This window comes from Paenibacillus lupini, from assembly GCF_011761355.1.
Classification (GTDB): Bacteria; Bacillota; Bacilli; order Paenibacillales; family Paenibacillaceae; genus Pristimantibacillus; species Pristimantibacillus lupini.
In genome coordinates, this window is sequence record NZ_JAASRW010000006.1 from 345,693 (window position 1) to 359,093 (window position 13,401).

10 protein-coding genes are annotated in these 13,401 nt (G+C 54.1%); all 10 read right to left on the reverse strand.

The annotated features are described in order from the left end of the window. Positions 1-25 precede the first annotated feature (25 nt). Positions 26-1,384, reverse strand: coding sequence for a four-carbon acid sugar kinase family protein (locus FHS17_RS20725; protein ID WP_167280344.1), 1,359 nt, complete (start codon positions 1,382-1,384; stop codon positions 26-28). 5 nt (positions 1,385-1,389) lie between these two features. Next, positions 1,390-2,046, reverse strand: a complete 657-nt coding sequence (locus FHS17_RS20730) for a class II aldolase/adducin family protein (protein ID WP_341805881.1) — start codon at positions 2,044-2,046, stop codon at positions 1,390-1,392. 22 nt (positions 2,047-2,068) lie between these two features. Further along, positions 2,069-4,501 carry an alpha-mannosidase gene (locus FHS17_RS20735; RefSeq protein ID WP_167280346.1) on the reverse strand — a complete coding sequence of 811 codons (2,433 nt, stop codon included), beginning with the start codon at positions 4,499-4,501 and terminating at the stop codon, positions 2,069-2,071. Positions 4,502-4,572: 71 nt separating this feature from the next. Then, a complete protein-coding gene (locus tag FHS17_RS20740; RefSeq protein WP_167280347.1) occupies positions 4,573-5,493 on the reverse strand; it encodes a class II fructose-bisphosphate aldolase in 921 nt (306 codons plus the stop codon). Positions 5,494-5,551: 58 nt separating this feature from the next. Next, the gene (locus FHS17_RS20745) at positions 5,552-6,259 is read right to left on the reverse strand and encodes an aspartate/glutamate racemase family protein (protein WP_167280348.1); all 708 of its coding nucleotides are present in this window, start codon (positions 6,257-6,259) and stop codon (positions 5,552-5,554) included. A gap of 6 nt (positions 6,260-6,265) precedes the next feature. Then, the gene (locus FHS17_RS20750) at positions 6,266-7,630 is read right to left on the reverse strand and encodes a sedoheptulokinase (RefSeq protein ID WP_243865489.1); all 1,365 of its coding nucleotides are present in this window, start codon (positions 7,628-7,630) and stop codon (positions 6,266-6,268) included. Positions 7,631-7,694: 64 nt separating this feature from the next. Beyond that, the gene (locus FHS17_RS20755) at positions 7,695-9,725 is read right to left on the reverse strand and encodes a YyaL domain-containing protein (protein ID WP_167280350.1); all 2,031 of its coding nucleotides are present in this window, start codon (positions 9,723-9,725) and stop codon (positions 7,695-7,697) included. Between the two features lie 21 nt (positions 9,726-9,746). After that, entirely contained in the window at positions 9,747-11,000 is a 1,254-nt protein-coding gene (locus FHS17_RS20760; protein ID WP_167280351.1) for an amidohydrolase family protein, read from the reverse strand. Between the two features lie 71 nt (positions 11,001-11,071). Further along, on the reverse strand, positions 11,072-12,403 hold the full coding sequence (locus FHS17_RS20765; RefSeq protein ID WP_167280352.1) for an ABC transporter substrate-binding protein: 1,332 nt from the start codon (positions 12,401-12,403) through the stop codon (positions 11,072-11,074). 172 nt (positions 12,404-12,575) lie between these two features. After that, entirely contained in the window at positions 12,576-13,397 is an 822-nt protein-coding gene (locus FHS17_RS20770) for a carbohydrate ABC transporter permease (protein ID WP_167280353.1), read from the reverse strand. Positions 13,398-13,401 lie beyond the last annotated feature (4 nt).

The window sequence follows — 13,401 nt, forward strand, 5'->3', positions numbered from 1 at the left end:
GCAATCCCTTCCTTCCATTCACAAGTTATTCCAACATTTGTTTCAAATGATCGATCGCTTTGACGATAAAGGACTCGCTGCCGAAGCTGCCCGATTTGAGAACGAGCCTGTAAGGCACACCACCTAGCGCCAAGCAGGAAGGCAGTCCTGGTTCAATTTCTCGCAGCAGCCGCAAGCCCGCGACGCCAAGCGCCGCGCAGACCGCTGCCGACGTCTCGCCGCCCGCGACTAGCAGCTTTCGCGCACCGGTCCACTTGGCGACTTCCACCACAACGGACGACAGTGCCTCGGATACGACGCGCGAGATGTCCGTATTACCGCTGCCAAGCTCCTTCGCAATCCGTTTCGTTTCAGCGACCTTCTCCGGTTCGTTAGAGGCATGCAGCAGAACATCCCGTCCTGCCCTCATCTCTGCGCTCGCCAGCTCAACCAGCCGCTCCAGGTGCGATTCTTTCTCCCCCGCCTGCAGCAATAAAAGCGAATCAAGCTCGAAGGCAGCGACGCCATTGCTTCTCGCGAACGCAATTTGCGCCGCGGTCTGCGGCATCAGACTTCCGGCTGCGCACAAGATGCCAACTTCCAGGGCTGGACGCGATAATTCGACGTTATGACTCTTTTCTATTAATCCCTCATCCCGCAATCTCGCACTTGACGTACCGCTGCCAGTCTTAACTTCACCATCCATGCTCTTCCCCGCGAGCAGCACCGCAGCTTCCTCCGACAACGCGGAACTTCCGCACAGAATCGGTTCATTCCGCGTCGCTTCAGCGATAATGCGCAGCGAATGTTGATCGCGCACGTCAAGAATTAGATATGAACTAGTCAAACGCTGCCGGTCGATCTCCGCGCGAAGCGCGTCAGGTCCCCGCTCAATGATTTCGATAGGAACCATAGTTACGGGGCGCTCCGTCTGTTTTTGCAAAATGGATACAAGGCTCGATTCCGTCATCGGATGAACAGGATCCTGCCGGAATTCCGACTCCTCTAGCAGCTTGCCGTGGACGTAATGCACCCCTTCGAGCGTCTTTCTTCCGTTCTTGGGAAAGCCAAGCACGACGACGGCGAACGAGGAGCCAAGCTCATCCAGCATGGCATCAAATTCCGGACCGATGTTGCCCCGGAACACCGAGCAGGTTTTATTGATGAAACGGCTGCAGCCGGCTTCCCGGAGCGCGCGCGTCGCCGCGGCCGCCTTATTGTAGGCCTCCCCCGGACTGTCTAGCCGGGAGTTCGTGTCAATGATGAGCACGTCCGGCCTGTCGGCCGCGGCCGCTGCCGGATCCCAGGATTCGAGAGGATACACGTCCGTCCGCAGGCCCGCTTTCGCATACATGATGCCTATGTCGTTAGCACCGGTAATATCATCTGCTACGATGCCGATCATCGATTTCACAGCTCCCACTTCCTTCTAGGCCGATAAGCGGATCTCTCCAAGAAATCAAGCTCCGCTGTCTTCGGCAGCCGGTTCAGCGAGATGCCCGCTCCCGACGCCTCGACGACCATCCGGCACGCCATTTCCAGGGTCTGAAGAGCCATTCGCGCTTCCTTCACGTTAACGTCATAAACGAGCACGCCGTGATTATCCAGCAGAAGTACGTTCGCCGACTTCGCTTTCTCCCGAACCGCCTCGCCGAGCGCCGCTGAACCGGGGTGATGATAGCCAACCCGGTCGATCCGCTCGAGGTAGTACATCGTCTCGACGAACAAGCTGGACGGAATTGTCTCGCCCGCGCAGGCGAGCATCGTGCTGTAGAACGGGGAAGCGTGCAGCACGGCTCCAATCTCGGGACGCTCCTCGTAGATCGCCGCATGCATCGGCACTTCCTTCGAAGGCTTCTTTCCCGTACCCTCTGGAGCAACCTGACAATTGCCGCCAAATGCCAAGGAACACTCGGCGAAATCCTCTTCGCCGAGTTCTCCTAGAAACGTTCCCGTCGCCGTGATGAGGAAACTGCCGTCATCAAGGCGTGCGCTGATATTGCCTGCATTCCCCCAAGCAAGCCCGTGATCCATCATATACTTGCCTGCTGTGCGAAGCTCGACCACCGTCTTCTCCCGAAGCGTCATCCTATTCGAGCTCCCATTCGAGCATGCTCGTTTCCGTTACCGGAAGGTCGGCATTTACCGGGATGCGGAAAGTCTTGATGTCCGACGGGTTGAAGTCTGCGCGGATGACCCGGTTCCACTTCGGCAGCTTGATCTCCGCCGACGTCGCCCGTTTGTCGGTCTCATAGCAGCGCACGATCAGATCGTCGTTGTCCTCCGCTTTCTTGATTGCGCTCACAATGATATTGTCCTTGTCTACGGAGACGAACGAATCGGTTTGCGGCAGCTTGCCTTCGTGGAAAGTCTCGATAACCGCGACTGGCTTGCAATTCAGCTCCGAAGCACGACGCGCCGTGCCAGCTTGTTCCCATGTGCCTTCATGAGGAAGCAGCGAATAATTAAAATGCTGGATGCCTTGGTCGATAAACGAATATTCCCCGTCCGCATTCGGCACATAAGGGTCATGATGCGCGTAGATCGGGCTGCGCAGAACCGTAAGCGCCATTTCCTTGGCATGCATGCTGTAGCTGTATTTGGCGTCGTTTATCAGGCTAAGGCCGTACACGTCGTTCGTCGCCTGCACAATGCCCGTATAATCGACCCAATTTTGGCCCGGCTCTTCTTCACCGTTATGCTCACGTTCGATCGTGCCATAAGGAATCTCATAGGTTTGCTTGCTGAAAATAACGTTAACCGGAAAGACGAGCTTGAGCATCTTGAACTTCTCCCGCCAATCTACTGTTACACTGACATCAATCTGCTTACTGCCTGGATACATCGCGAAATCCTGTACCAGCTTCGAGCTGCCATATTCACTGACGACGCGGATAACGGATTTGACCGGTCCATGCTCGATGCGCAGCACCTTCGTCGCCTTGAATGTTTCGGACGGCCCGTTAAAATGAAGTACGTCATGGCTCCACGTATCGGACGTATCCTCGATGACGACCGGTCTCGCGCCGTCCTTCATCACCTCGAAATTCAGCTTTTTGTCCTTCAGGCTCTTGATGAAGCCCGTGCTTTTGTCGAATTCAAGACGCATCAGATCGTTCTCCAGCACAAGGTCACTGGCCGTAATCTGCTCTCCGACCGGCTTGATCGAAGCCGATTCCTTCACAAGCTTGTAGAGGCGATAGCCAAGCGGCGGCAGATCCGCCATAAAGCTCAGCCGGTACCGGCCGCGCGCCGCAGCCTGCGACTTCACCGTTTGGAACGGCACCGGGTTACCGGCATCATCAAGCAGCACGCTGGAATCCTTCATGCCGCCGACCTCCAATTCCACGTTAACCCGGCTCTGCCACGCATGCGGATTGAAGACAACAATCGGATGCATGGACTCGTCCTGCTCGATGCCGATATTCCACGACAGCGACTGCACAGCATAGTTCAAAGAGCGGTCTGCAATTGCCATCGCTTCGCCAAACAGGTAACGAGCATCGTCGTATGCAGCTTCCAGGCTTGTGCCGGCCAAAATATCATGGAACTGGTTGAACAACACGTTCTTCCAAGCTCGGCTGAGGTCGGCGAGCGGATAAGGCTGGCCTGTGACCCAAGAAGCGAGCGCTGAGAACTTCTCCGCTGCGATTAAGCGGTTCTCCGCCTGGCGGTTCCATTGCTTGATGCCTGAATGCGCGGCGTAGCAGCCGCTCGCGTGATGCTGCAGGTCGTCATGCACCACCGGGAACGACAAGCCTGACTTAACCATATCGTCGAAATATTGGTCCGGCGTCGCGAATTCAAGCTTCGGCAGGTCGGCTTCGTCGTTCATTCTGCGTATGCTTGCGATGTTCTCCTTTGTTGGTCCACCGCCATGATTGCCAACACCGTAGAACAGCATTAGGTCGTTCAGCGGTTCCTTGAATTCCCCGAGGCAGCGGCGCACGTGATTTTCCAAGTCCTTGCCCCAAGACAAATATTCATACATAATGCGGAACGTCAGCACTTTAGAGCCATCGTCAGACTGCCACCAGAATGTCCGGCCGGGAAGCCCTTTCTCGTTAGGCATCGGACGCATCATGACATAGTAGTCCATACCGCTTTTCTTCAAAATCTGCGGCAGCATGCCGTTATGCCCAAAGCTGTCGACGTTATAACCGACCCTGGCCGTTACGCCGAACTTCTCCTTGAAGTAGCGCTGGCCGTATAAGCCTTGACGGACGAAGGATTCGCCGCTCGGAATGTTGCAGTCGGGCTGAATCCACCAGCCGCCAACGATATTCCAGCGTCCTTCGGACACGCGCGCTTGAATCTCTTTGAACATGTCAGGATCATTGTTCTCAATCCATTCGTACATCGCAGCCGAGCTCGACGTGAAAATGAAATCCTCCGATTCCTTCATCCGGTCGAGCGCGGAGCGGAACGTCGCTTTCGCTTCCTGGAAGCCTTCCTGCCATTGCCATAGCCATACCGGGTCCAAATGTGCATTGCCGATCATATAAAGCTTCTTGTTTTTCATCTATGAATTTCATCTCCTATTAAACGAGTGTTATATATTGGACTGCAGAACGCCGGCAGATTCAGCCGCCGTTAAAGAACGAACCTGCCTGCTTCGCCTGCGCTGCACACGAAGCTTTCCATTTTTCCAATGACGGTGCGTTTGACTGCTTCGCGGCCAATTGCTAGACGATCAGGGGCCAGCGACATACATTCCAAGTTTGACATCCGTTCCTCGCGGCCGAGGGCTGCCAGCAAAGACAGCTCCAAGTCGGTAGCGATATTGACTTTGCTCACGCCCCCGCCCGGAAGACGGAACGCTTGCTGCATCATTTCTGCCGGAACACCCGAACCGCCGTGCAATACGAGATGAACTGGCGTTAAGGCGCGGATAGCCGCTAGGCGTTCATAGTCGATTTTCGGCAGCTTCACGTTGTAGACGCCATGCGCCGTTCCACAGGATACAGCCAGCGCGTCGACGCCGGTCAGACGGACAAATTCCTTTGCTTCCCGCGGATCGGTATAAAGCTCCTCATCCTTATCGGTCTCAACAAAGTCCGTCGTGCCGATCATGCCAAGCTCGGCTTCGACCGACACGCCTTTCGCGTGAGCGTACTCGACGACTTCCTTGCTGTCCTTCACGTTTCCGTCAAACGGCTTCTCGGACGCGTCGATCATAACTGATGTAAAACCAGCATCGATCGCCTCCGCAATCGTCGCCAGCTCCTTCGTATGGTCAAGATGGAGGACCACGGGCACGGTAATGTTCAGCTTGCCGACTTGGCTGTAGAACTCATCGCCGAATTCCGCCGGCGTAATGCCGTAACGGATCAGCTCCTTATGCGAGATTTGTACGATAATGGGCGATTTCGCTTCTTGGCCGGCCTGAAGCACGGCAGCAATCATCGGCGTGTAACGCGGCGAGAACGAACCGATCGCAAATCGCCCAGCCTCCGCGAATTCCAGCGCCTTCTTCAGCGTAATGACGTTGTGTGGTTTGGTTTGGTTATTCATATAATTCCTCTCCTTATCTATGTCTCTGTCCGTTTTTTGTTTATTTCGATTATTTCGATTATTTTGTTTGTTTCATTGCCACGGCCGCCGCGATCGTTTCCGCTACGCGCTTCATGCCAAGCTCCGGGCTTGTCAGGAACCGTTGCCGCTCTTGCGGAGAGAATCGTTCCACGACCCGGGCCATCGACGCCTGCGCCAGCACAACAACGTCCGTTTCGGAAACCAAGCGGCGCAGCGTTTCGGCCAACTCGTTATCATGGCCGTCCTTATCGCCGGCGAGCAGCATCGAATAGGCCGTCGAAGCAACGACTGATACAAGCTCAACCTTCTTGCCAGCTTGCTCCGCTTTGGCGCGCAGCTGTCGCTGCGTTGGCTCAAGCGTCGTCGCAAGCGTCGCGGCGACGCCGATTCTGGAGGCCGCGCCTACGGCAAATTCCGCCACGGCTTCGTCAATGCGGACGATTGGCACCGCAAGCTCGGGTTGCACCTGGGCGCAAAGCTCGCCGATTGACGAGCAAGCGTTCAGGATGCAGTCGGCGCCAAGGCGCTCGGCGATTCGGGCATATTCGCTCCAGCGCCCGTGAACCTCCTGGATGCTGCCGCCATTTGCCGCCAGCTGAGGCAAGATGGAGTCGTCGACCAGATTGACGATTTCAATGCCCGGCATCTGCGCCAACGCAAGTGATTTAAGCGGCTCCACCGTCAGCGGCGTCGTATGGATAATGGCTAGTTTGCTGCCGGACCAATCCGTTCTGCTATCTCCCATAAACAATCATCCTTTCTTCATTGCGGCCATCGCCGCGTTCAAATCCGGGTATGCACCCGTCACTGCCGCCGCATGCACGGCTGCGCCGAAGGCCGCCTCCTCCTTCGCCTCCGCCAAATGCAACGGCAGGTTCATACGCTCGCGAAGCAGCCTTTGCATGACGGGATTGCGGCGAATGCCATTGCCGGAGCCCGCGGCGCCGGTAACGGTGGCCAAAAGTCGTTCCGGTATAACATGTACGAAACCCATCAGCTCGTCGACGATGCCCGTCAGAACAGCTGCCGCAAAATGCCCTGGCGTAAAATTGTCCGGACCAATCCCTGCGGCATGTCCTAATCCATTCGGGTCGTTCCGCGTACCGTAAAACTGCGTGTCGAAACGGAGCTGGCCAAGACCGTTTTCAAGCGCCTGCCCGGCCATCTCGTTCATCCGCTCGAAAATCAGAGCATCGTCCATCTCGGCATCGCAAAACGAGAGGCAAACCGCTTTGAAGAACTGCTCCAGCAGCGCGTACGACTTGCCCCCGCTGAGCGGCGCCCCGACGAGCAGGCAGCCGCCGCCCGGAAACGGACGCGTCTCCAGTCCGGCAACTTCCTCGTGGCTTTCCGAGAACAAGGATATTTGCGATCCTGTGCCAATGTTGACGAGCAGCGTCCCTTCCAGCTTCGGTACGGCACCGATGAAGCTTGCCTGATTGTCGCCGATGGCGCAGGCAACCACTTTGCCGTCCGACGTTGTGCCCGCGATGCCGTTCTCCTTGCAAATCGGAGGCAGAATGGCTGCGTCTATCCCTGCCCGAGCGACTGCAGCCGCATCGAAAGCCGTAAGCCGGTTCGAGAAAATGCCGAGGCTGGCTGCATTGGAAGGATCCATGATGGGAACCACCGCCCCCGTCAGCTTCATGGCGACATAATCGCCGATTGTACAGAGGAATGCTGCTTCCTCCGGCACTTCACCGTTCAGCGCGTTGTAATAATGCGTCGCGAGACCAAATCCGCTGCTCATTGAATAGCCGGTTAATTTGCTGAGATACTCAACATACGAATCCTTGCCTTGCTTCAAAGACAAATCGCCGCGCCCATCCTGCCACGTATAAAGCGGACTTACGCTGCGACCTGCCCGGTTGACGTACAGCATACCGTGCATCTGGCAGGAAATGCCGATTGCGCTCACGTCTTTCCAATAGGGCTCGCAGCCTGCGATCAACTCGCGTACGGTTGCCACAATGCGTTCCGGCTCCTGAATCCGTTCCCAGCTTCGCTTGCTCCGAAGCTCGGAGTTATTCACTTTCGTTACCACGCTAACCGTCTCACCGGATGCCGAAGCAATGACCACACCGATAGAAGTCGTGCCAATATCAATACCTGCCATATACACGATTTCGCGAACCCCCTTTGGTGGTTAAATCGTAATCCCCTGAGCCAGTCAGAATCGACTACAGCCGTAAGGCGCCAGCGTAAGCTTGAGCCTCCTGCGCGGCATAAAGGATAAGTCCGATGCACCAGGAATGAGACAGCGTAAGCATCATGCCCTTTGGCTGGAAGCAATTCGTATTATAGAAACGCTCGGTAACCATGCCCTTGTAAGCATTGAAATCCCCATCTTCCCGAGCGATAAACTGCAGGAAGCAGGCGATGTGATCCCGGGTTCGGTCTAGATAGTAATCGTCCTTCGTATAAGTCCATAACCTCAGCATTTCCGGTACGCAGAACAAGCCGTAATTATGCAGGTGCTGATTGGAAGTAGAAGCCTGATCCGCACCTCGCGATCGAAAATCGTACTGCGCGAGCATTGAATGCCGCGGAAACTGTAAATTGTACGTCCAGCGGAAGGTCATCATCCAGTCCGCCGCGCTGGAGGCAAGCCTTAGCCATTCAGGATTGCCGTCGAATTCGTATAAATGAACATACGAGGCAACTGCATTGTACGCATCCTCGGAGGTCGGAGTGAGATGCACGTCCTCAGGCGCGCCATAAATATATTCGTCTTTGATGAATTTCTCGTAATAGCTGCCGGCCCGTACAGCCGCTTCCGAGAAACGCTCTTCTCCGAAATAGGCTGCCCCGGCAAGAAGCGCAGAGATCCAGAGCATGCCCCCGGCACCATCCCATTCCTCAACCGTGCCGCTCTGGCAGTTGTAATAGGAGCCGAAATTGCCGTCCTCCCGTTGATGGGATGCCGCAAAGTTCAGGTTGGACAACACCGCTTCTTCCCAATCGGGATGCGCTGTGCCTTGCTCTCGCTCGAACGTGAGCGCTTTTGTCATGAACAGGGTTGCTTCGGCAATCGTTCGCGCCTGCAGCCAGTCTGACTTCGGGTTCCATCCGGCGGTCCAGCCTTTGCCAGCTACCCAGGACGCCCAGAAAATGCCGCTTGGCGAGACGCCGCCTGCGATTTTATCAAGTACTGCGGCACCTGCTTCCGCATAGGCCGCAATGCCTTTTTTCCTCCCATAAGCAAGCAGGGCGTAAGCATAAGGCGCTCCGCTGACCCAGCCCACATGCATATGGGGACGGTCGCCCATTCCTTTCACGTTGTTGTTGAATTCGCGGTCGAACGCTGCCGTCTCGTTAAGAATGCCTTCTTCAGAGTTGTAATGCCATGTGTACAGACCGTGAGCGGTCAGTTCCGCAGCCTCTTCTAAGCCCATCCAAGGGTTTAGCTCATGCTCGGCGCCATGCAGCCGGTACATTCGGCGCACGAAGGGGTTATAGGCATGCGGATCAGATCCCGCCGCATATACATTCATCTTCAGCATCACCTGCCGCCCCGGTTGAAACCGGGCGCACACGATATCCGCCGGCCGGGGCAGCGCATCACCGACAAAGGTTACAGGTTCCTCACGGTACGGATAATCCAGCCAAATCGAAGTGCCCTCCTCGTTACCGCGGAAACCAATACCCGTCAAGCCAAGTTCTGACATCTCGTCCGTGCAAAGCGCGCCGCATGCTTCGTCATTCCAGGCGAATACCGCCGGGAGCGCTGCCCGGTCGGAACGAAAAGACCAATAATCGGATACCATTTCGCTATGCTTCCCACCTCTGTAGTCGTAGCGAGGATACATGCGGAGGTTCTTCTCGAACCGGTTCTCTTTATAGAACGCGCCGGGGATCATCCAGTCCGGTCTCCCAGGTCCGATCAGCTCACAACCGAACGTAAGCCCGAATTCTCCTGGCGCGTCTCCTTTATATACAAATCGCAGTGTAACGTCATAGACGCTAGGATCGTCTGGAGCTGCCCTCCAGACAGCCTCGGCTTCATACAGCTCCGACGAGCCCGACATGCGAAGGCCGCCTTCGTCATCCGAGGCGATCTCATCTATTGCCAGCTCGCCAATCTCGCGTCCCTCGGCATTCCAGATCCCAAGCAGCCGGTCAAAGCGCATATAGGCCGAACTGCCATCTTTCCCGTGCTCGTACACTCTGAGTTCTCTGCCGTTACCGTTAGAGTCCGATCTCCACCCCATGTTGCATCCCTTCCTTTCGGCTTACAGATCCAGCTGATACAGCTCAATCAAATTTTCTCGGAAGATCCGGTCCGCAAACCGCATCGCGTCTTTTTCCTTCATCGCGCCTTCCGCGATCTTCTCGGCTAACGTGTCGGCGACGATGCTGCGCGCCAGCTTCAAATGCGCATAAGTACCCTCTACATGATTGTAATCTCCGCCGAAGCCTTGGATTTTCGTCTGCGGTACCATCTCGATCATCTGGTGAAGGATTCCTTTGGCCGCAGTCGGGGATATAATGTAAGTCCAGGTGAAGTCCGTATACACGTTCGGATAGTTTTTTGCCATGCTCAAGTAGGCGTCATGATATGGAAACCCGCAATGCAGCAGAACGAACTTCGCCTCTTCATATTCGGCCAGCAAAGGAAGCAGCAGAGCCGCGTTGGAATTGGGAATCAGATTGCCGTTGCTCGAAACGCTTGTCTCATGGTGGCCAGTATGAATCTGAATTGGCAGCTCGTACGCAATCGAACGCTGAATGATAAAATGAATGAGATAGTCCTGCAGCGATGCCGTCTCCAACTGGGACAACCCTTCGTCAAGCGTACAGCCGAGCAGCCGGTTGAATTCCGACTCCGCTTCATGGAAGGTCGGCTTCGAACTGGCAAGCGAACGCCAATAGGCATGCCCTAGCTTGGTTGCGACCATACCTTCCTGTTTGTATCTATGCAATAAGGCATCCACGGCATCCAAGTAGCCTTTGAACGTATGCGCGGTCATACCGGCACTTTGTTCTATGCCGTGAATATCCTTCCGATTTCGCAATCTAAAAGTAAAGTCCATAAACATAATTGGTCTAAATAAGTCATATTCCAGCTTTGTCGTTTGAATCAGGGTGAATGCCAAGTCTATGCCCGACTTCTTGAACAAGACCTCGTTGTACCAGTCGGGATCATGCGTCGCCGCCTTTACTTTCTCGTTGACATCCAGGATGCCCTTTACACTCCAGTCATTGAACCCGTATAAATCCTGCATTGCGCTTCCGAACATGCGCGCATAGGTCGTGTTATTCGTTCGTTCCCAGTATTTCAGGAATGTTGCAGCCCGCTCCTCTTCACTGCTTTTTTTATTGCCGAGCGCCCCTCGCTCCATGCCGGCCGTAACCATATCGGAATCCAGATAATGCATTAATGAGAAAAAGTCCTGATTCTCTTTCTTTCGAATTTGCGGGGTCGCCAGATGTTCATGTCCGTCGATGATCCGAAGTTGATTTACATATTCACGAATGCTGCTCATCGGGCTCTATTCTCCTTCCAAAAATGGGCGACTGCTTCTTTGGAAAGCAGCCGCTCCTTTGGTTTGTCTTTTTAATCTACTTTGATTTCCGGGAACGTATTTTTCACTTCTTTCTTGAAGTTCTTCACGACATCCTCGTAGCTTAAGTTGTTTGTGACGCCGTCGCCTGCGGCTTTTCTCCATTTGCTGAGAATATCCTCGCCGTATTTGTCCGCCTTGATAGCAGGCATTTGTTTAACGGATTCGTAGTAAGGCTTCAAAATCTTTTGATCTCCGAAGAACGGGGATGTATACGTATCTAGGTTTGACTCGTATACTTTGCCGCTGCCAGGCATATTGCCTGTTTTTTCCAAATTGTGCTGCTGCCATTCCGTGCCTGCGATGTACTTAATGAATTCGTAGGCCAAATCTTTGTTGTCCGACTTGTCGTATATGCCGCGGTACGTACCGCCGACATAGAAGCCTTCCGGCGTTTTGGCTACGCCGTATTTTCCATTTGCTTTATTGTCTTTGTTGTCAATCATGAAGCCTGCCCAAGCCGGCATCGAAGTCAGCACGACGCTGCCGTCGTTTAAGGCGTTGCCCCAGCCCGCCGACATGAATGGAAGCTTCGCGTCCACGTTGCCCTGACGGATTTTTTGCTGCGTTTCAAAAATCGTCTGCCATTTCGGATCGATGTTCAGCTTGCCGTCTTTGACCCATGGCTGCGTATTGTACGCTTCGATGTCGAACAGGTCGCCTGCGTTTTGGATCAGATGCTCTTTGCCTCCGCTGTCCGCCGCGATTTTTTTGCCAAGGTCAATGATTTTATCCCAGGAGCTGACCATTTCGCCGATTTTGTCCGGATCATCCGTACCCAGATATTGCTTCGCGATGTCTTTTTGGTACCAGAACCCGCCCGGCGAAGAATGGTCGGAAATCGCGCGAAGTTTGCCGTCAGACGATCGTCCGAGCTCTTGAACGTAAGGGATATAATCCTTCACCAAATCATCGCCGCCCATGGCGGACAAGTCCGTCAGAAACTTGGAATCGATGAATTTGCCAATGTACCCGCGTTCCAGATCGAATATATCGGGAACGTCCCTTCCGGATTGAAGCGCTGTAAGAAGCTTCGTTTGGTATTGGTCGCCCGGGAACATTTTAACCTCAATGTTTACGTCGGGATTTTTCGCCTCGAATTGCTCCGCCATGTCTTTCACCTGGTCGAAGAACGTCCAAATAACAAGCTTGCCCGATAGTTCTTTCGTGCCTCCGTTTGAAGCACCCGCATTAGCGGTGCCGTTGTTTGCATTGCTTGCATCGCCCGCCGTGTTGTTATTGTTGCCGTTGTTGCCGCAGCCTGCCGTAAGACTTGCAGCCAACACGACCGATGTAGCCATCGTCAGCCATTTTCTCGTTTTCAAAATCGATCTCCCCTTTTTGGTTAGGAAATATAGTCGATACGTTTGAAATGAAACCCATGATTGCATAACACTTACCGATGCGGAATGTTCTGCTTGTACTAATCCGCTAATGGATAATAAATGCCTTGGCTGGCGAAGGCATCACCTCTTTCAATGGAGTCCGATAAATACATCAACCTTTCACAGCGCCTGCCGCAACCCCGTCGATGATCCGCTTCGACATGAACGAGAAGAAGACCAGAACAGGTACGACCGCAATAACGATGCCGACGTACTGCGCGCCGAAATCAGAGGTGAACTGCGACTTCAAACTCGCGATCATAACCGGCAGCGTCTGCAGGTTGTTGTCGAAAAGAATAATCATCGGGGTCAGGAAGTCGTTCCATTTGCCGATGAAAGCGAAGATACCTAAAGTCGCCAGCGCAGGACTCATGATCGGGAGCACGATGCGATTGAAAATTTGCAGCTCACCGTAGCCATCCATCCTGCCCGACTCAATGATTTCCGTCGGTACCGACGAATCGACAAACTGCCTCATCAGGAATATCCCGAATGCATTATGAATCGACGGCAGAATTAACGGCCAGTACGTGTTGAGCATGTGCAGTGAATCCATCAGCTTAAAAAAGCCAATAATGCCGAGCTGTCCAGGAATCATCATTGTACCCAGCACGATCAGAAACAGCATGTTACGGTACTTGAAGTTGTATTTCGAGAAGCCGTAGCCTGCCAATGCTGCGAAATACACATTGATTATCGTTGATAAAACCGTAATGAAGAGCGTATTTGCGAATCCTCGCCAAATGTTGACGGTCTCCTTCAAACGATTGTAATTGTCGAAGAACTGGTCACCGGGAATTAGGAGAAGCTTCCGCGCAATATCCGAATTGGCATGCGTCGAGGTGATGAACATGCTATAGAACGGAATCAAGCAGGAAGCCGCCACGACGATAAGAAACAGGTACAGAAATCCTTTTGTAATGACTTTGGCCATGTGC